General features: G+C 57.8%; 20 protein-coding genes. 9 read left to right on the top strand and 11 right to left on the bottom strand.

The window, feature by feature from the left end; all coding sequences use genetic code 11:
- Window positions 1-30: 30 nt before the first annotated feature.
- From H7846_RS17080 to H7846_RS17070, 3 genes are read right to left on the bottom strand one after another with little or no spacing between them, the layout of a single operon-like run.
- Window positions 31-504 carry a carboxymuconolactone decarboxylase family protein gene (locus H7846_RS17080; RefSeq protein ID WP_186693903.1) on the bottom strand — a complete coding sequence of 158 codons (474 nt, stop codon included), beginning with the start codon at window positions 502-504 and terminating at the stop codon, window positions 31-33.
- A gap of 28 nt (window positions 505-532) precedes the next feature.
- Complete coding sequence (locus tag H7846_RS17075) at window positions 533-1081, bottom strand: DoxX family protein (protein ID WP_255460713.1); 549 nt, start codon at window positions 1079-1081, stop codon at window positions 533-535.
- A complete protein-coding gene (locus H7846_RS17070; protein WP_186693901.1) occupies window positions 1078-1548 on the bottom strand; it encodes a cupin domain-containing protein in 471 nt (156 codons plus the stop codon). The genes H7846_RS17075 and H7846_RS17070 overlap by 4 nt, the downstream gene beginning before the upstream one ends.
- A gap of 232 nt (window positions 1549-1780) precedes the next feature.
- On the opposite strand from H7846_RS17070, the gene pdxR reads away from it, so the two are divergent.
- Window positions 1781-3301 carry a MocR-like pyridoxine biosynthesis transcription factor PdxR gene (gene pdxR, locus H7846_RS17065; protein WP_186693899.1) on the top strand — a complete coding sequence of 507 codons (1521 nt, stop codon included), beginning with the start codon at window positions 1781-1783 and terminating at the stop codon, window positions 3299-3301.
- Window positions 3302-3341: 40 nt separating this feature from the next.
- Here the strand turns inward: pdxR and plsX are convergent, their stop codons facing one another.
- The 3 genes from plsX to H7846_RS17050 form a co-directional block, all read right to left on the bottom strand.
- Window positions 3342-4403, bottom strand: a complete 1062-nt coding sequence (plsX, locus tag H7846_RS17060; RefSeq protein ID WP_186693897.1) for a phosphate acyltransferase PlsX — start codon at window positions 4401-4403, stop codon at window positions 3342-3344.
- 38 nt (window positions 4404-4441) lie between these two features.
- Window positions 4442-4627, bottom strand: a complete 186-nt coding sequence (gene rpmF / locus H7846_RS17055) for a 50S ribosomal protein L32 (protein WP_186693895.1) — start codon at window positions 4625-4627, stop codon at window positions 4442-4444.
- A 67-nt stretch (window positions 4628-4694) separates the two neighbouring features.
- Complete coding sequence (locus H7846_RS17050) at window positions 4695-5264, bottom strand: YceD family protein (RefSeq protein WP_186693893.1); 570 nt, start codon at window positions 5262-5264, stop codon at window positions 4695-4697.
- Between the two features lie 140 nt (window positions 5265-5404).
- Between H7846_RS17050 and H7846_RS17045 the strand changes: the two genes are divergently transcribed.
- A complete protein-coding gene (locus H7846_RS17045) occupies window positions 5405-5749 on the top strand; it encodes an L-rhamnose mutarotase (RefSeq protein ID WP_186693891.1) in 345 nt (114 codons plus the stop codon).
- 157 nt (window positions 5750-5906) lie between these two features.
- Window positions 5907-6443 carry a DinB family protein gene (locus H7846_RS17040; RefSeq protein WP_255460711.1) on the top strand — a complete coding sequence of 179 codons (537 nt, stop codon included), beginning with the start codon at window positions 5907-5909 and terminating at the stop codon, window positions 6441-6443.
- Between the two features lie 3 nt (window positions 6444-6446).
- On the opposite strand, the gene H7846_RS17035 is transcribed toward H7846_RS17040, so the two are convergent.
- Window positions 6447-8261, bottom strand: a complete 1815-nt coding sequence (locus H7846_RS17035) for a tetratricopeptide repeat protein (RefSeq protein ID WP_186693890.1) — start codon at window positions 8259-8261, stop codon at window positions 6447-6449.
- 39 nt (window positions 8262-8300) lie between these two features.
- Window positions 8301-8918, bottom strand: coding sequence for a thiamine phosphate synthase (locus tag H7846_RS17030; protein ID WP_186693888.1), 618 nt, complete (start codon window positions 8916-8918; stop codon window positions 8301-8303).
- A gap of 288 nt (window positions 8919-9206) precedes the next feature.
- Between H7846_RS17030 and sthA the strand changes: the two genes are divergently transcribed.
- Together sthA and H7846_RS17020 are read left to right on the top strand one after the other, a co-directional pair.
- Window positions 9207-10604: a Si-specific NAD(P)(+) transhydrogenase gene (gene sthA / locus H7846_RS17025; protein WP_186696463.1), complete on the top strand. Its 1398-nt coding sequence runs from the start codon at window positions 9207-9209 to the stop codon at window positions 10602-10604.
- Window positions 10605-10636: 32 nt separating this feature from the next.
- Window positions 10637-11533: an ROK family protein gene (locus H7846_RS17020; protein WP_186693886.1), complete on the top strand. Its 897-nt coding sequence runs from the start codon at window positions 10637-10639 to the stop codon at window positions 11531-11533.
- Between the two features lie 36 nt (window positions 11534-11569).
- Here the strand turns inward: H7846_RS17020 and mutM are convergent, their stop codons facing one another.
- Window positions 11570-12379 (bottom strand): bifunctional DNA-formamidopyrimidine glycosylase/DNA-(apurinic or apyrimidinic site) lyase, encoded by an 810-nt coding sequence (gene mutM / locus H7846_RS17015; protein WP_186693885.1) that lies wholly within the window; start codon window positions 12377-12379, stop codon window positions 11570-11572.
- Window positions 12380-12453: 74 nt separating this feature from the next.
- On the opposite strand from mutM, the gene H7846_RS17010 reads away from it, so the two are divergent.
- Window positions 12454-13458, top strand: a complete 1005-nt coding sequence (locus H7846_RS17010) for a YVTN family beta-propeller repeat protein (protein WP_186693883.1) — start codon at window positions 12454-12456, stop codon at window positions 13456-13458.
- A 283-nt stretch (window positions 13459-13741) separates the two neighbouring features.
- On the opposite strand, the gene H7846_RS17005 is transcribed toward H7846_RS17010, so the two are convergent.
- The gene (locus H7846_RS17005; RefSeq protein WP_186693881.1) at window positions 13742-15865 is read right to left on the bottom strand and encodes a fused MFS/spermidine synthase; all 2124 of its coding nucleotides are present in this window, start codon (window positions 15863-15865) and stop codon (window positions 13742-13744) included.
- A gap of 344 nt (window positions 15866-16209) precedes the next feature.
- Between H7846_RS17005 and H7846_RS17000 the strand changes: the two genes are divergently transcribed.
- From H7846_RS17000 to H7846_RS16990, 3 genes are all read left to right on the top strand, one after another.
- Window positions 16210-17520, top strand: coding sequence for an adenylosuccinate synthase (locus H7846_RS17000; RefSeq protein WP_186693879.1), 1311 nt, complete (start codon window positions 16210-16212; stop codon window positions 17518-17520).
- A 7-nt stretch (window positions 17521-17527) separates the two neighbouring features.
- Window positions 17528-17818: a putative quinol monooxygenase gene (locus H7846_RS16995; protein WP_370561298.1), complete on the top strand. Its 291-nt coding sequence runs from the start codon at window positions 17528-17530 to the stop codon at window positions 17816-17818.
- Window positions 17819-17974: 156 nt separating this feature from the next.
- Window positions 17975-18577, top strand: coding sequence for a nuclear transport factor 2 family protein (locus H7846_RS16990; RefSeq protein ID WP_186693877.1), 603 nt, complete (start codon window positions 17975-17977; stop codon window positions 18575-18577).
- Window positions 18578-18584: 7 nt separating this feature from the next.
- Here H7846_RS16990 and H7846_RS16985 read toward each other — a convergent pair whose 3' ends face one another.
- Window positions 18585-18869 (bottom strand): hypothetical protein, encoded by a 285-nt coding sequence (locus H7846_RS16985; protein WP_186693875.1) that lies wholly within the window; start codon window positions 18867-18869, stop codon window positions 18585-18587.
- Between the last annotated feature and the right edge of the window lie 36 nt (window positions 18870-18905).

The raw sequence follows: 18905 nt of genomic DNA, 5'->3' as shown, positions 1-18905 counted from the left end.
ACACCCGTTCTGTTTGCCGATTGTCTGAATTTAGACGGTGGCGGTGTGGATCTTTGCAGGCTGGTAGGTTCCTGGAGTGGAGCGGCCGGAGATGGCGAGGCGATTCCAGGCGTTGATGGTCGTGATGGCAAAGGTCAGGTCGGAGAGCTCTTTTTCTGTAAAAGAAGCACGGGCCTCTTCGTAGACTGCGTCGGAGGCGTGTCCCTGGGTGATGAGGGTGAGGGCTTCGGCCCAGGCGAGAGCGGCGCGCTCGCGGTCGGTGTAGTAAGGGCACTCGCGCCAGGCGTCGAGCGAGTAGAGGCGCTGCTCGTTTTCTCCAAGGGCGCGAAGGTCTTTCCAGTGCATGTCGAGGCAGTAGGCGCAGCCGTTGATCTGGGAGACGCGCAGCTTGATCAGGTGCAGAAGTCCTTCTTCGAGACCGCACTGGCCGAGGTACTTTTCGAAAGCGAACATGGCCTGGTAGGCACCGGGGGAGAGTTTGGCATAGGGAAAGCGTGGCTGCATGGTGTTTCTCCTTCTTAGTTACAGATGATCAGTTGCAGGTTATGGGTTGAGCGGGAAAGATTGCGAGCAGAAGAGCGCACGCAGAGGCGGAGAAGACGGAGTAGTCCAATGGTTTTGTGGGATCGAGTGATACGCTCATCGCCACAGCAAAGAGAAGAAGCAGAATGGAGGAGCCGAGCGCGACGATACGAGGCCATGCACTGGCACGCACGACGGATTCCGGAAGTAGGCCATAAATGACGAGCGCAATGCCGAAGATCGTCTCCGCAATGGTGGCAGACCATGCGAGGAAGGGAATTGTAGCGTGGGGCATGAATGCGTTGACTTTGGCGGTGTAGTCGGTAAAGGTGGCGAAGTTACCCCAGCCGCTGTATTTACCAAGCAGGCCGAAGCGGTCGGCAACAGCGCAGAGAAAAGAGGCTCCGAGAGCAATGCGGGCATAGCGCAGAGCGAGTCTCTGGAGCTTCGGCCCCCGTAGAGCTTCGGTAGAGAAGCGGATCTCTCCACTTCGCGTTGCTTCGGTCGAGATGACAGTTTTCTGGATGGCCTGTGCTTCATCGGGCGCTTTGGGATTCATGGGTGTTGTTCCTTGTGAACCAAAGGTACGGTAACAGCTGTGGGATGGTCGCAGATGAAGGTGGCGAGGAAGGTTGCAGGCTCGCTTTGGCTGGCATTCGCAGAGACGAGATGCTGTCCGTTGGGATCTTCGTAGAAGCTGTCGCCCTTGCGATAGATGGTGACGGCTCCGGGGTGTGCTGCATTGGGCGGCTTGACCTGCATCCGGAGGGAACCTTCGAGAACATACCCGATGACGGGGCAAGGATGGCTATGAGGCGGAGAAGATTCGCCTGGACGGTAGTGCACGCGGACAATCTGTACCTGAAGATTATTTCCTCGAAGGGGAGGAAGAGATTGCGATAGGACGATGCTTCGAGGGGAAGGTTCTTGTGTCTTCGGCGCCTGTTGGGTGATCGCAGGATATGGGTGTACTGGAGCGTAGCAGATCACAGCCAATAGCCACGTCCAGCGCTCGGTTCCGTTCATGATGGTCTCCTTCTGCTTCCGTTCTGATAGGAGCATAAGAAAAAGCAGACCGGTTCCATAGAGCCATTTAGGGTAGTCTTGCTGTACCACTTTTGAGATGGAGCCTACGGGCGGAATTTCACGCGGTTGGACAACAGGATGCGGGGATTTCTCCACTCCGCTGCTACGCAGCTTCGGTCGAAATGATACTTGTTGGCTGTTGTCGCCGTGACATTCTGTGTCGGAGATTCAGATGGCGAAGCGATCGGGATTGACGGAGATTCTACTGGGCGAGCGCGCGGAGAACGAATCTGCGTATCGGTGGCTGTATGGTGCGCTGCGGAGGGAGATTCTTGAAGGTCGTTTGCGGCCCGGGACGAGGCTTCCGGCGACAAGGGACCTCGCCCGTGAGCATGGGCTTTCGCGTGGAACGATTGTCACGGCATTTGAAGAGCTGAAGTCCGAAGGATACATCGAAGGCAGCACGGGGTCGGGGACATATGTGAGCAAGGTGCTTCCGGAGGAGTTGCTGGAGGTGAGGCGCGAGAGAGCGCGCAGGAGTCCGAAGGAGATGCCGAAGCGGGAATTTGCCGCCTATGGCAGTTCAGTGCGGGCCTTTCCAAGCCTTTCGAGCAGGGCGGCTAGGGCGTTTCGCGGGAATCTTCCCGCAGTCGACCAGTTTCCGGTGACGACATGGACGCAGATCGTAAATCGCAAGCTGAGGCGTGTCTCTATAGGGATGTTTACGGGATGCGAAGCTGCGGGATACAAGCCTCTGCGCGAGGCGATTGCGGCGTATGTCTCGCGCTCGCGCGGGGTGATGTGTACTGCGGCTCAGGTATTGGTGTTGTCGGGAGTACAAGAGGCGCTGGACCTGACGGCGCGATTATTTGTAAATCCCGGCGACAAGGTGCTGATGGAAGAGCCGGGATATGTAGGGGCTACGCGGGTATTTGATTCGTGGGGTGCCAGGGTTTTGCCGCTCCGGATCGATGAACAGGGCGCGAAGCCGCCGGGAGATCGTCAGACAGCAAAGTTGGCTTATGTGACTCCGGCTCATCAGGCTCCTATGGGCGTGACGATGAGTTTGTCACGCAGGCTGGAGTTATTGGAGTGGGCGAGACGAGCGGGCGCCATGATCTTCGAGGATGACTACGACGGCGAATATCGTTATTCCGGAAGACCGGTGCCTGCGTTGCAGGGGCTGGACCGGAATGGCGTGGTGCTGTTTGCGGGGAGCTTCAGTAAGGTGATGTTTCCGGCGCTACGTCTTGGATACCTGATCGTTCCCGAAGATCTCGTGGAGAGGTTTACGGCAGCAAAGTCGATTCTGAACCGTCATGCTCCTGTGCTGGAGCAGACGGTTCTGTGCGAGTTCATCGACGCGGGACACTTTGGAAGGCATCTGCGGAGGATGCGCGAGGTGTACTCGGAGCGCCTGGGAGTTCTGCTGGACGACGGAAAGAAACTGCTGGCCGGTGCTCTGGAGATCTCGGAGATTGAGGCTGGATTACAGACGATGGGATGGTTGGCAAAGGGATTTGATGGGAGAACGATCGCGAAGGCTGCTGAAGCGCGAGGTGTGGAAGTGGTGCCGTTCGAGGCGTTTTATCGCAGTACGCAGGAGTGGAAACGGCACGGCAGGGATGGATTGCAGATGGGCTTCGCGGCCGTGGGGCCGAAGGAGCTACGCCGCGGAGTGGAGGAACTGGCAAGAGTGCTGGAGAACGCGATACACAATGGAAATACCCTGCTTACCGACCCGTCCAGATAGCGAGTTGGATTCGGAGATTCATCGCTGCACTCAGAAGAAATCAGGAAGTAGGAGTTGCAGAAAGTGCGGCTTCAATGCCGGAGTTAACCTCGGCGTGTGCGAACTCCGCGGTAACGCGGATGCCATTCATGATGGCCTTCTCGTTTGAAGAGCCGTGGCCAACGATGCAAACTCCGCGGACGCCGAGCAGAGGGGCACCGCCGTATTCGGAGTAGTCGAGGCGCTTTTTGAAGTCGCCAAAGGCGCGACGCGAGATCAGGGCACCCACCTGTGAGGTGACGGTTGACTTGAGGGCTTCGCGAAGCGAGGTGGTGACGAATTTGGCGATTCCCTCGGAGGTCTTAAGAGCGACATTGCCGACAAATCCATCGCAAACAATGACGTCGCAGTTTCCGTTGTAGATGTCACGGCCTTCCGCGTTGCCAATGAAGTTGATGCCGGGCTGGGCGCGGAGCAGCGGAAGCGTGTCGCGGGTAAGGGCGTTGCCCTTGGAATCCTCTTCGCCGATGGAGAGAAGGCCGACGCGCGGACTGGGGATCTTGAGGACGTTTTGGGCGTAGGTATGCCCCATGACGGCGAACTGGACGAGGTTGTCGGGGTCGCAGTCGACGTTGGCGCCGACGTCGAGCAGAATGGATGGCACTCCGCGAGTGGTGGGAACGACGGCAGCAAGGGCCGGGCGGTCGACCCCGGAGAGCATTCCTAGAACCATCTTGGCGGTGGCCATGGCAGCTCCGGTATTGCCGGCAGTGAAGAAGCCAGCGGCTTTGCCTGGACCGGAGGGATCGTGAGCTTGCGTGGTGCGGGAGGTGAGCCCCTCGCGAACCATCTTGAGCCCGACCCGCATGGTGGAATCGCGTTTTACGCGAACGGCCTGGGCGGCCTTGTCGCCCATGGTGATCCATTCGGAGGCCGGGGTGACATAGATGGGAAGGTGTTTTTGGTGGCGGAGGTGTTCGCGCAGGATGGGGCGCAGGATGTCTTCGGGGCCGACAAGGTGGACTCGGACGTCATAATGACGTGCAGCGAGAATGGCCCCTCGGATCTCAGGATCGGGGGCCTTGTCGGAGCCCATTGCGTCAACCGCGATGTCAATCGGCATCAGGAAACGATAACAGGGTTTGGATTGTAAAGAGTTACTTAGCTGGCTTCCTTGACGGTAAGAACCTCGCGGCCCTTATAGGTTCCACACTTGCGGCAGGCGCGGTGAGGAAGCTTCTGCTCATGGCAGTTGGGGCACTCGGAAAGACCGGTGGGGGTGAGGAAGTCATGGCTGCGGCGCTTGGCGGTGCGCTGCTTGGAGTGGCGCCGTTTTGGATTAGGCATTGCTGTATCCCTTTCGCTTCGCCCACACCCGGCCAGAGGGCGCGGAAGCGAGCGGAAAACTTATTGATTAGTGCTTGACCTCGAGCTTGTCAGCCAAACCCGCCAGCGCATTCCATCGCGGATCGGCCGAAGCCTTTTCGCAGGAGCAGGTTGCGATGTTCTGGTTCTGACCGCAGCGAGGGCAGAGGCCCTTGCAGTCTGGTTTGCAGAGGGTTCGACTGGGCAGGGAGAGTAACACCTGCTCGCGCACGACGTCCTCGAGCAAAAGACCGCTCTCTTCATAATACCCGATTTCGGTCTCATCGGGGGTAATGGAGTGCTCGCCGGACTCGCTATCGGCTTCTGCGGGGCGAAAGACGAGGTCAAAGTCGCCGGAGAGGGACTGAGGCACAGGCTCGACGCAACGGGCGCAGAGGACCTCGAAGTCGCCGTGATAGGAGGCCCGGAGGCGGATGTCGTTGACCTGAGAGCTGGGGCCACGTTCTTCGCTGCGATGCTCGACGAGGAGATCGGCCTGTCCCTTGACGGGGAGCGGAGAGACCTGGCGGACGTCGGGGCCGTAGTCGAGGACTCCGGGGGCGATGGTCTCGTCGATCTGGAGAGGTTCTTCGAAGAGCTCGATGGGGGTAATTGTCACGGTCTTAAGGGTAGGACTTTGATGGTGCGGGGTCAAATGAGGGTTGTGAATCTACTCGGAGATCATTCGGCCTGGAGAGGAGATGCGGGATGTGCAGTACCGTACAATCAACCCCAAATAAAACAGGAGAAAGATACGCGATGCGTCGATACGCACAGATCATCAAACTACATCCCGAGAAGAGAGAAGAATATATCCGCTATCACGCCGATGTCTGGCCTGGAGTGCTGGCACAGATCGAGCGGAGCAACATTCGCAACTACTCAATCTTTCTGCATGGCGATGTGCTATTTGCCTACTTCGAATACCACGGCACCGACTTTGCCGCCGACATGAAGCGGATGGCCGCCGATGCAGAGACGCAACGTTGGTGGGCGATCATGGATCCGATGCAGGAGCCGCTGCCGGAGGCGACAAACGCAGGCGTACACTGGCTCGAGGTTCCTGAGGTGTTTCACTTCGATGGAGCGCCGGTGCAGAGTTAGGCTGTATCGACAAATTCCGATGGTCCCCATCACTTGTCATCCTTCGACTCCGTTTCCGCGCTTACGCGCACCAAACTCCGCTCAGGATGACACTTTGTTTTATTCCCGCAAAACGTACTGACAGTAAGGTGTCAGTAGGGGGTCTGTACGCTTCGTTGTGAAGTCAACGAAAGCGAGGACGGACGTGCAACTAAAAGAGCTTTTTCTGGAGACACTGAAGCGGGACGAAGCAGGAACAAGGAAGGCATTGGAGCGGGTTCCCGAGGGACAGAATGACTGGGTTCCGCATGAGAAGTCGATGAAGCTGGGCTATCTAGCATCGCTGGTGGCTTCGATGCCGAGTTGGATCGAGACGATGATTAATCAGGACGAGTTGGACTTCGCTCCTGTGGAACCGGAGAAGCAATTCAAGCCCTTTGAGTGGACCAAAACATCAGAGCTTGTTGCTCTGTTTGATGAGAGCTTGAAGAAGGCGCGTGCAGCTCTTGAGTCGACAACCGATGAACACCTGATGACGAACTGGAGACTAAAGGCCCACGGGCATCTGATCAGTGAAGAACCACGGTACATCAACATCCAGCATGGAATGCTGACGCACTGGGCACATCATCGTGGCCAGTTGACGGTATATCTGCGGCTGAAAGAGGCATTGGTGCCTGCGTTGTATGGGCCTTCTGCGGATGAGCGGTTTTAGCCTTTAGTGCGTGACTTCGAGGCGATGGATATTGGCGATTGCCTCGGGGTCATTCGGGCGAAGGATCAAAAGCTTCCGATAGAGGGCAAGGGCGAGTCCCGGATGTCCCGATTGCTGATAGAGAAGGGCGAGGTCGCTGTAGGGAGTGGGATCAGAGGGGTTGCGGTCGATCGCGGTGAGGAACATCGTTTCCGCTTCCTCTGTCTTTTTCTGTTGAAACAGCAATACGCCCAGATCGGTATAAGCCGCGGAGTTGTTGGGGGCCAATTCGATGATTCGACGAAACTCGCGTTCGGCCTCTTCGCTGTGTCCGGCCTGATGAAGAACGACGGCAAGATTGAGTGCGGTTCCAACATCCTTGGGTTGGAGCGCGAGGGCCTGCTGGTAGGCTGCGCGAGCGTCGTCGAAACGGTTCATGCGTGCATAGGTCTCGCCCAGGCTGGAATAGGCGCGTTCGTAGTTTGGACTGAAGCGGATCGAGTTACTGTAAGCGTCGATGGCGCCTGCAAGATCGCCGGATTCACGCAGCGTGAAGCCAAGGTTGAACCAGAGTGTCGGGCTGTTGGGAGTCGCCGTGAGTGAACTGCGATAGAGCTGTGCAGGGGAGTCCCAGTCGGAAAGACGTGCTTCAAGACGGAAGATACCCCATGCGGCCCAGAGCGCGGTGACGACGATGAGGATGGTCCGGAGCGGCGGACGGGATGCTGCGATCAGAACGACGATGACGATTGCTACTCCTGCGGAGGCGATGGTTGCGAAACGCTCTCCCATTCCCTGATAGAGGAAGACGATCCCGCAGAAAGGTGCGAGCGCGATCAGCAGCCATGCAACCCCAAAGGCGGCGGAGGGGATTCGTTTCCAGAGGTAGACAGAGAGTGCGATTAAGGCGATCAGTGCCATCCAGGCCAGGGCAGAGGCAGTAGAGAAGACATTTGCTGGGGTAGAGGTCGAGCGCTCGACACTCATGTGGATGGGAAGAAGGATCCATCCGAGATATTTCCAGAAAGTTGGTGCGAAGCCCCAGAGGGCCGATGGGCCGGTTGCGCTATGCGCCCCTACTGCGTGTCGAAGGATAAAGAAGAAAGCGATTGCGGTGAGATCTGCTGCAAGAAGGATGAATGCAGATCTTTGCTTGAGAGCAGGGGGCTCATTGCGGGAGCACAGAAGTATGACGAGAGCGGCGAACGGGAAGATGAGGATGCCGGACTCATGCGAGAAGAGTGCTGCGACAGTAGCGAGGAATGCCGCAATCAGGGTGAGAGGCTTGTTTTTCTCGATATAGAGGACGGTAGCGAGAAGGCTGAGAAGCAGAAAGAAGAAGCACAGAGGATAAGCGCGGGCGCTGATCCAGGCGACGGCTTCGGAGTTGATGGGAAGGCTGAGCCAGAGGAGCGTGACCGAAGCTGCTGCGATCGCTGCGAAGTGTAGACGGTGCAGAAGGCGGAAGAGCAGAACCCCGTTGATCGTGTGAAGGAGAACGTTGGTGAGATGGAATCCGATGGGGTTGAGTCCCCAGAGGTGCCGATCGAGAGCGAGCGAGAGCCAGTAGAGTGGGCGATAGGTCGAACCGTTTTCGGTTGCGGATCGGAGCTCAGAGGTAAAGGCGACAGGTGCAGAGAGAAATCGGGCGAAGATGTTATGCCACGATGCCAGGTTCGGATTGCGGACGATCTGGTCGAGGTCGTCGTAGACGAAGGGGGCCTGAAGAGAGCGACCATAAAGAAAGATGGTCCAGGCGACGATAACGAGGAGCCAGATCCAAAAGGGGAGTGTTTCGGTCCAGTGAGGTGCGGGACGGCGGAAAGTGCGCTGGGCCATGGGGTCGATGATATGCGGTCGGTGGTGATCCCGAAGGATTTAGTCAAGAAACATGCGGATCCCCGCGATTCCTTTGGCTCCGGCGGCGAGGCATTGTGCGGCGTTTTTCTGGGTGATGCCGCCAAGGGCATAGACCGGGATTGGCGCGGCCATGGAGCAGGCCTCCTCGAGCATTCTCAGGCCGATCCCGGGAGAGACGAGCTTTCCCGCGACAGACTTACCGAAGATTGGAGAGAACAGTAGAGCGTCGACGTCCTGCTTACGAATGCGGTCGGCTTCGACCAGAGTGTGACAGGCGACGGTGATGGTCGGGCGAGGCAGCCGCGCCTCTGCGTAGAGACTGCGAACCTGATCGAATGTGATTGACGCGTCTGAGGGAAGGTGTACGCCATGCGCGTGAAGTTTAACTGCGACGCGAACAACAGCTTCCGAAGAGGCATTGAGGAGAAGCCGGGTGGGGGAGGATGCCGTTGTAATGAGCGCGAGAATTTTGGAAGCGAGCGGGGCTATCTCGGTGGGGGCAAGGTCTTTTTCGCGGAGCTGGATAAGGTCGAGCCCCCGGTGAGCCCAAAGAGCTGCCTGGCGGACAAGGGTGGCCTGCCTTTGGGATTCGTCCCCGGAAAAGAGAGTTCGGTCGGTAATGGCACAGCGGAGCATGTCGATAACTACTTTTAAGTGTAGTGGGGTTCGCTATGAAGTCCTCATTCGCCCGCTATTCGCTTCATCCGGTATTGACGGGGAGAGACGAGTCTATGTGGTAGCTTTGAGGCAGCGAGTGTGTTTCGAAGAACAGGCCGGAAAAACCGGTAACTCTGAGCTGAGAGAGCCACTTGGACGGACGGGCCCCCTGGGAGCGGAGAGCGTAATCCTCTGTGACCGGCGAGGACAGAAGAGGGCATCGCTCACTGAACCGGCGGTATGGAAGCCGCCAAGAGTCTGGAGTTTATGGGTAGTGTGTACGATCTGATCGTGATTGGGTCCGGTCCTGCCGGACAACGCGCGGCGATTTATGCCGCGAAGCTGGGCAAGAAGGTCGCCCTGGTGGAGATGCGCGAGGTTGTTGGCGGCGTCTCGATCAATACCGGGACGATTCCGTCGAAGACGATGCGCGAAGCGGTATTGCATCTCTCGGGCTATAACTACAAGTCCATCTATGGGATGAACTACCGGGTGAAGGAACGGATCACGATGGCGGATCTGGCCTTCCGGGTCCAGCATGTGATTAAAACCGAGATCGATGTGACCGAGGCGCAGCTCTCGCGCAACAACGTCGAGGTGCTCTCAGGAGTGGCGAGTTTTGAAGACTCGACTCACGTCAAGGTGACGAACTCCCGCGGTTCGACCGTATACGAGACGAAGAGCACGCTGATTGCGACCGGTACTAAACCCGCAAGCTCTGACAAGGTTCCCATCAACGGCACGACGATCATCAACAGTGATCTGGTGCTAAATCTGGAGAACCTGCCGAAGACGATGATCGTCGTCGGCGGAGGCGTCATCGGCGTGGAGTACACCTGTATGTTCGCCGCTCTGGGGGTGCGGATGACGCTGATCGAGCGTCGTCCCAGGTTGCTGGAGTTTGCCGATCAGGAGATCGTGGAGGCGCTGAGCTATCACCTGCGGGATGCTCGCGTGACGATGCGGCTGAACGAAGAGGTGGAGTCGGTCGAAGAGCTCCCAGACGGAGGCGTCGTCGCTAATCTCGAAAGTAAGAAGAAAGTTCAGGGCGACGCATTGCTCTATGCCGTCGGACGGCAGGGCAATGTGGACGAGCTGAATCTGCCAGCGGTTGGGATTGAGGCGGATAAGCGCGGCCGTATTCCTGTGGACAAGGACTTCCGCACGAAGAATCCCAATATCTTCGCTGTGGGTGATGTGATTGGATTTCCTTCTCTGGCTTCGGTTTCGATGGAGCAAGGCAGAATCGGAGCGGCCCGGGCCTTCGGAGACGAGACAATCGTCTCGAACCCCAGCTTCTATCCGTACGGGATTTACACCATTCCGGAGATCAGCTTCATCGGCAAGACGGAAGAGCAGCTGACGGAAGAGGATGTTCCGTACGAAGTTGGAGTGGCTTATTACCGCGAGATTGCGCGCGGACAGATTCGCGGAGATACGACTGGCCGCCTGAAGCTGATCTTCCACCGCGAGAACCATTCGATTCTGGGCGTGCACATCATCGGCGAGGGGGCCAGCGAGCTTCTGCACATCGGGCAGGCGGTGATGGCGCTGGGTGGAACCATTGAATATTTCGTGGATACAGTCTTCAACTACCCAACGCTCGCAGAATGTTATAAAGTGGCGGCTTTCAACGGATTGAATCGCGTCAGCAAGTTTGATTAAGCAACGCGGGTCCGAACGGGGCAAAGGAAACGATGGCGAAGTCAGTTGGTGTGACGTTATCGGAGCAGATTCACACAGGATTTGTAGTGGATCACAAGCTGGTGGGTGGGCTGAGACGTTTTCCTGCGGATGAAGACGACTATGGCGCGCTGGTGGAGATGCACACAGAGGCGCTGGTGGAGACGATCTGCGAACAGATCGTTGCCGCCGCCGACGGAGAGAAGAATCTCGATGCTGTTGGCTTGGCGGTTCCTGGCCTCGTAAAGAGCGGAGTCGTTGAAGAAGCTCCTAATCTGGCTCAACTTAAGGGCGCGCGGCTGCGAGATTTACTCAGCATGAAGCTGCACGATCACGGCATTGCTGCTCCGGTGATGGTGTTGAATGATGCCGATGGTGTTGCTGCGGGGCTGGCGGCCCGGCATGGCAAGCTGGACTCGATGATTCGTGTCTGGACGATTGGGATGGGGATCGGTCACGGCCGATATCCCCACACAGCGGGCGTGTGGGAGGGCGGCCACACCGTGGTTACGCTCGATGAGAAAGAAACCTTCTGCGGTTGCGGCGGTAGAGGCCATCTCGAAGGCATCATGGGTCATCGTGCGATGCGTTTGCGCTTCCTCGACATGGAGCCGGATGAGGTCTTCGAGGCTGCAAAGAAGGGCGATCCGCGATGCCTGGAATTCAAGAAGCTCTATCACAAGGCCCTGGCGGCGGCGACGGCCAGCTCGATCCACATGGCCGGCCCGGGCAAGTTCTTCCTGACGGGAACCTATGTGAAGAATATCGATCTGCCGATGCTCAAGGACTACATGCAGCAGATGGTCAAGATGAGTCCTCTGCAGGGGTACTCGATTGAAGTGGTGGAAGAGAGCGCGGAGACGCGCGTGATTGGATCAGCTGTTAGCGCGGAGCAGGCCGCAGGGTTATAGCGTCTACTAATTTCTGGAAGCAGCTTAATACCAATGCTACTTCTGACACGCAGGGCAGAAGTGTGTGCTGCGTCCGCCGATGACGATGCGCTCAATGGGAGTCTTGCAGGTACGGCAGGGCTCGCCGGTGCGGGAATAGACACGGTGGTGGAGCTGAAAGAATCCTGCAACTCCGTCGGCGTCCACGTAATCGGAGACCGAAGATCCGCCAAGCTTAATCGCATGTTTCAACACCTTCTGTAATGCTGCGCGCAATCGCGTCAGCTCGTCACGAGTAAGTCGTCCGGCGTGGCGGCGTGGGCGGACTCCGGCGTGGAAGAGGGCTTCGTCGGCGTAGATGTTGCCGACTCCATGCAGCAGCGACTGATTCAGTAGCGCGGCTTTGATGGGAGTCTTGCGGTTGCGAAAGAGCGCGATGAAGTCTTCGATAGAGATGGTCAGCGGCTCACTGCCCGGGCCGGTATAGAGCTCGTGGAGGACAGAGAGGCGTCCGAAGCGACGGGGATCGACGAAGCGAAGCTCTTTGCCGCTGCTGAGTGCGAGAGTCGCGTGAGTGTGCGGCGGAATCTCCGTCTCTGGCGCAGAGACGAGCAGGCGGCCGGTCATGCCGAGATGGACAAGGAACTGGGCGGGCTTTTTCGATGCGCGGGTCAGGTCGAAGACGATGGTCTTGCCGACGCGATGGACGCGATCGATACGAGCGCCGGTGAGAGTGTCTACGATTTCCGAGGGCGAGGACTTGAAGGTCTGTGGATTCTTACGAAGCCTGACGTCAACAATGGTTTGGCCGTGGACGCGCTGATGAACGCCATTGGCAACGGTTTCAACTTCAGGAAGCTCAGGCATGGGGCTGCTTCGAGTATAGGGCGCAATCCGCAGGTTTTGGTGGATGGGCGGGATGTGTCTATACTTGCGGCGTTATGAAAAAAGAGATTTTCTGGAGCGTAATGGTGTGTGGCGCGCTCTGCGCCTCGAGTCTGGCAGCGCGGTCGGAGAGCTTGCTGGTGGCCAATCAGCACGATCAAAGCCTGAGCGTGATCGATACGGCGACCAACAAGGTCGTGGCTACGATTCCTGTCGGTGGCGTGACCGGGCACGAGGTCGCTGTCTCACCCGATGGGAAGACCGCGTATGTTCCCATCTATGGCAATGCCGGGGTGGGGCGAGCGGGGACCGACGGAGCCCAGATCTCGGTGATCGATCTGGCAACTCGTAAGATCGTGGGAAAGGTCGAGTTCGATCATGGTGTCAGACCGCACTGCGCAGTCTATGACAGGCACACAGGAATGCTTCTGGTGACGACGGAGCTGGACAAGAGCGTCACGATCATCGATCCGAAGACGCTGAAGATCGTCGGCTCCATCCCGACGGGGCAGGAGCAGTCGCACATGTTTGCGCTCTCGGCCGACGGCAGGCGCGGCTATACGGCGAACGTGGGGCCGGGGACCGTCTCCGTGTTGGATGTGGTGGGCCGTAAGACGCTGGCTGTGATTCCTATCTCCGGGAACACGCAGCGGATAGCGATCTCGCGCGACGGAAGCATGGTGTTCACGGCGGACCAGAAGAAGCCGCAGCTGGCTGTGATCGACACTGCGACGAACAAGGTCAAAACCTGGGTCGCGCTGCCCGCCGTGGGATACGGCACGGCTCCTACCCGGGATGGCCGGTGGTTGCTGGTGACGATGCGTGGAGCGAAGCAGGTCGCCGTCGTCGATCTGAAGACCCTGAAGGTGGACCGTACGCTGGATGTTGCGGATGGACCTTCGGAGGTTGTGGTGACCCCGGATGGGAAGCGTGCTTACGTGGCCTGCAACTTCTCGAACCAGATCTCGGTGGTTGATCTGAATGGTGGAGTTGGCCAGTGGAAGGTCGTCCAGACCATCGATGCCGGGAAATACGCAGACGGCATGGCATTGACGAGGTAATCGTGATCCCTGCAAAAGCGTGTCAAGGGCTGGAATTGATTAAATAGCACAAAGTAAAAGAGATGTTCATTGCAGAATAGGTGTGGCCATCTTGCTACACTGGAATCAGTAGAAAAAGCCCGGACAGGTTCCGGGCTTTTTCCGTTTAGTAAGTCTTTATTTTCGAATATTTTAGGTGTTAATCCCTTTGTTTGGAATATTTTGCGAAGGAAAAATTGAGTAAATTACACAAAATACTATGCTTACATTCCCCGGAGGACAGGGGGGCGGGCTTTCGTTCGTTTTAGTGGCCGCTGGGTTGGAAGATCGGCAGCAGGCTGGAATAGTCGTCGGTCCAGAGGCGGAGGCCAGGCTTGATGTAGATGGGGTCGGCAAAGCCGGTGAGCTCGGGTTGAGTGAAGAAGGTGGGATCGGCGGTCATCAGGATCCATTCGGCGCGGAATTCGCCGCGCGCCTCGGCAGAGCTGGTGATGACGTCGCGGGCCTCCAGGTGAGCGGAGTTAGCCAGAAGGGCAAGTTCTGGCGCGAGGTCGAGGTACTGGTTCGAGACGTGGAAGGCGAGGATGCCGTTGGGCGCGAGATGGCTGAGATAAAGCTGTAGGGCCTCGCGGGTGAGTAGATGGAGCGGAATGGCATCGCCGGAGAAGGCGTCGACGGCCAGGACGTCGAATCGTTGTGGAGAGCCGGAGGCGAGCTCTGTAGCGAGCGAGGTGCGGGCATCTCCGGGCACGACGGTCACAGAGGCGAAGGTGTCGCGGATATAGGTGAAGAGGTTTCGCGCGATGGGCTCAACGTTCGGGTTGATCTCGTAGAAGCGGATATGGTCGCCACGTTGACCATAGGCTGCGAGTGTGCCGGCTCCCAGGCCGATGACGCCGATGTTCTTCGGCCGGGCATTGCAGCAAAAGCGCAAGGCAAGCCCTATGCCGGAGTCGGGAGCGTAGTAGGTGGTGGGGATATGGCTGTATCCAGGATTGAAGATCTGCGTACCGTGCTGGATGGCTCCATGCAGCAGCGTTCGCATGGGTGTATGCACGACGGGAGCATCGGTCTGGGTGACGCGAAGGCTGCCGTAGAAGTTCCGCACCTGAACAAGTGATTGGCGCCCATAGGCGCGGTGGAGTGCGAGGGCAAGGACGAAGAGCAGGATGCTGGCCGTCGCCCAGAGCATGCGTTGTGTCCATCCATCGCGCCACGTGGCCGCGACAGCCAGCAGAGCGGTCGTGAAGAAGGCCAGGGCGAGGTCATAGTTGGCGGAGAAAAGTAAGGGGAAGGCAATTCCGACGAGGAACGTCCCTGTGGCTCCACCGGCGGCGATGAAGAGATAGAAGAGGGTGACTTCGGAGGAACGCTGCGGACGACGGGCGTAGGTTTCGCCGTGACAGAAGAGGCAGGCGACGAAACACTCGACCAAAAAGAAAAGGATCGTGAGGGTGATGGGCAGGGAGAAGTCAGTCTTTGAGAGAGCGTAGCCGAGGCTCGCGAGCATGACGACAAGCACGCGCACGATCAGAGGACGGCGATAAAGCGCAGGCCGATCGAAGGCAAGGATGAAGGTAATGAGGTAAACCGCGAGCGGGAGGATCCAGAGGAGCGGTATGGCGGCGATATCGACGGTGAGGTGAGCGGTGACAGCGGAGAGCTGCATCGCTGCTGCCATTGGGAGGAGGAACCAGAGCCAGCGGGTTGTGTTGGAGGATGGGGGTAGAGAAGCAGATTTCTCCACTTCGGTGGCTACACCGCCTTCGGTCGAAATGACACTTTGCAGGGGATCGCGCTGCGCTGTCTCCGGTCGAGATGACAGATCTTTGTTATGGGAAGTGATGAGGTAGGCGAGCAGGGCAAAAAGAAGGAAGCCTATAGTCCAGAGGAAGCGTTGATGCCGAAGCGAAAGATAGGGTTCGACAATCGTTGGGTAGGCGAACAGCGCGAGCAACGAGCCTGTGTTCGAGAGCGCGAATAGCCGGAACCATACCGGCGCGGGGCGACCGCTTTCGTCAGCTTCTCGTTGTGAGAGCCAGGTTTGCAGCAGAGGACTGGTGGAGGCGAGCAGGAGAAAGGGGAGTCCGATGGTTCGGCTAAGGGTCCAGAAGATGGTGGAGATGGGATGGTCTGAAGCACCACCCGAATGCTGAAAGGCAAGCGAGAAGACGAGGACAGCTGTTGCGAGCGAGACCACGGCCAGATGGATACGCCGTTGGAAGGCGAAGCTCTGAGGGGAGAGCCAATGAGCGTAGAGATAGCCGAGCAACAGCGTCGTTTGGAAGAAGACCAGGCAGGTGAGCCAGACAGCAGAGGAGCCTCCCAGGACCGGAAGGAGCTGTTTTGCGGCGAGTGGCTCGACAAGGAAAAGGAGAAACGCCGAAAGGAAGGCAGTAGTTCCGTAGAGAAGGCGCGTGGAGGGCATGGATAAAGTTCAGCAAGGATACTTGGAGAGCTGCAGGTTGTCAGTTGCAAGTTGAGGAGAGTGATGGCATCCCGAGGTGGTTTATAGGCATTCTGCATCCGGCTCAGGCTCAGAATGACGAATATAAACCGCAGATCCTTCGATTCTGCTGCTGCGCAGCATCACTCAGGATGACACTTTTCTATGTGACAAACTTCTGGGACAAGACACTAGCTCGCTGCAACTGACAACCAGTTCTTCATGGACACGGTATGATGGAAGAGGCGCGTTTTCGTCCGGATCCCATCCGGGTACAGTGCGTCCATTCCGGCCAGAACCAGTAACTATTGGAGAAGATATCCGTCGTGAGTCAACCGAAATCTGCGGTCATTTTGGGTGCCCAGTGGGGCGATGAGGGCAAGGGCAAGATTGTGGACGTGCTGTCGGAGAGGTTCTCCGTGGTGGCGCGCTATGCAGGCGGCCATAACGCCGGACACACGGTCATCATCAAGGGTAAGAAGTTTGTGCTACAGCTGATCCCATGCGGCGTTCTGCGTCCGGAGTGTAAGGGAGTGATCGGCAACGGCGTGGTCTTTGACCCGGCGGCGTTTCTGAGCGAGGTGAAAAAGCTCAAGGAAGCAGGGCTGCCGGTGGAGAAGCAGTTGTTTGTCTCCAATCGTGCGCAGGTAATTCTGCCCTACCACCGCATGATCGAGCTGGCTGCCGAAACGGCTCCCGGACGGACGAAGATCGGGACGACTCGCCGCGGGATCGGTCCGGCTTACGAAGACAAGGTTCATCGCAACGGCCTGCGTATAGTCGATCTGTTGAATCCTGCACTGTTGCGCACACACATCAAGAACGCCTGCGACGAGAAGAACACGATCGCGCATGCTCTGTTCGGGACCGAGCCTCTGGACCCGAAGGAGATGTACGAGGAGTATGCCCGGATGGCCGAACAGGTAGCTCCGTTCGTGACCGATACGGCTGTTCTGCTGAACGAAGAGCTGGATCGCGGCGGCAATGTGATGTTTGAAGGCGCACAGGGTGCGCTGCTGGATATTGATCACGGAACGTATCCGTTTGTGACCTCGTCGTCGTCGACGGCTGGTGGAGCCGTGACGGGAACAGGCGTGCCTCCGACGCGGATCGGCACGGTGATCGGCGTGACCAAGGCCTATGTGACGCGTGTGGGTGAGGGACCTTTCCCAACCGAGATTCACGATTCGTCCGCTGACCTGCTGCGTTCACGCGGCCAGGAGTACGGCGCAGTTACGGGCCGTCCACGGCGTTGCGGTTGGCTCGATCTGCCATTGCTGCGATACAGCAACATGATCAACGGCACGGAGTGGCTGGTGGTCACCAAGATGGACGTGATGGACGAGTGCGATGAGATCCCGGTCTGCACGCATTACAAGGTCGATGGAAAGGTCACGGACGTGATTCCGGCGGATATTCGCGGCTTTGAGTCGATCGAGCCGGTCTATACGAAGCTCAAGGGCTGGAAGGAATCGACCGAAGGGATTACGGAGTGGGACAAGCTGCCGAAGCTGGCCCAGGAGTATCTCCGGTTCCTTGAGAAGGAAACAAAGGCGAAGATCGGGATGGTTTCGACAGGACCGGATCGTGATCAGACGATGGCGCTGCCGGAGTTCGAAGCGGCACTGAAGGGATAAGGACAAGATGATGGTGAGCTTTACAGTCCGGATGCGATTCGACCCGGCCGATCATGACGAGATCGCGGGGATTTTGCGCAAACTGACGGAGGCTTCGCGGCAGGAGCCGGGATGCGTGAGCTATGTTCCGCATTTTGTCGATGGCGATTCGGCCACGGTCGTGATCTACGAACAGTATGCGGATGAGGCTGCCCTGGAGCATCACCGGGGCACACCGCATTTCCAGCAGTACGCTGTAGGCGGGTTATATCAGAAGATGCTGGAGCGACAACTCGAGAACCTGACAGCAATCGCCTGATAGGTGAGAGATTCGTTGAGAAACGGCCGTCCTTGCGACGGCTATTTTTTCGTAACAAAAACTTGTTTTGACTCTGCAAGGAGAATCGGTCTACTATCCGGTACGCCTATGGTGCGTTCGGTCCCATTCCGCAGTTGCTCTGCATCCTCGCAGGTGATGATGGCTGTAGTAATCCTGGCCTGCTTTATTGCGTGCGCTCGAGCGCAGCAGCAGGGCCAGAAACATGAGAACAAACACGATAAACATCACGAATCCCGGAAACAGATTGAGGCAATGGAGGAGCAGTGGCGTGTCGCGCAGCTGGCCGGAGATGCTGCGACCATGGGGCGACTGCTCTCCGATGACTTTATCGGGATTTCGATGTCGGGTCAGGTGCACACGAAGGCCCAGCAACTGGAGCGGATTCAGACCCGCAAAGTCGTTCTTACCAAGATGGATCTGAGCGACATGAAGGTGAAGGTTCTGGATTCAGTAGCAATCGTCACCGGGCAGGTGGATGTCGAGGGGACCAGCGAAGGAACTTCGGTCAAGGGAGTCTATCGCTACACGCGGGTTTATCAGCAGCTCCCATCAGGTCAGTGGAAGATTACCAGCTATGAGTCGACGAAAATCCGACCTGCGAAGTCGAGCCAGGGAGAGGTGAAGGAACCGGACTCGAACGAGCAGAATGCGGTTTTTGAGGCTGCGGGAAGAATCACCTCAGAGGGATTTCATAGAACAAAGGCCCTGCTCTCGCAGGGCCTCGGCTTTATGCACTGAGAAGCTCTCAGGCGATCTTCTCGAAGTTTGCAGCTTCGATTCGTGTGATGGATTCCGCGACGATGGGAAGGTTCAAAGCCAGCAACCGACGATAGAGAGAACGAGTTTCGCCGGTGAGACGGGCGTCTTCGGATTCGTGGGGAAACAGCTTAAGCGGACGTTTGATGACGGAGGCGGATTGCCTGATTCTCAGCAGGTAAAGGCGTGGCTCGGGAGAGCGTGTTCCAGCGGCAGGAGGCACAGAAGACCCGGACCGGACGGAGGACGGAGGAATTTTCGGGAGAATGTTCATGAAGCCCTCGGAACGGTGTGGTTAAAACCCCGATCT

Origin of the sequence: Edaphobacter sp. 4G125, from assembly GCF_014274685.1 — a bacterium.
Taxonomy (GTDB): Bacteria; Acidobacteriota; Terriglobia; order Terriglobales; family Acidobacteriaceae; genus Edaphobacter.
This window is presented reverse-complemented; position numbering and strand designations above follow the sequence as displayed.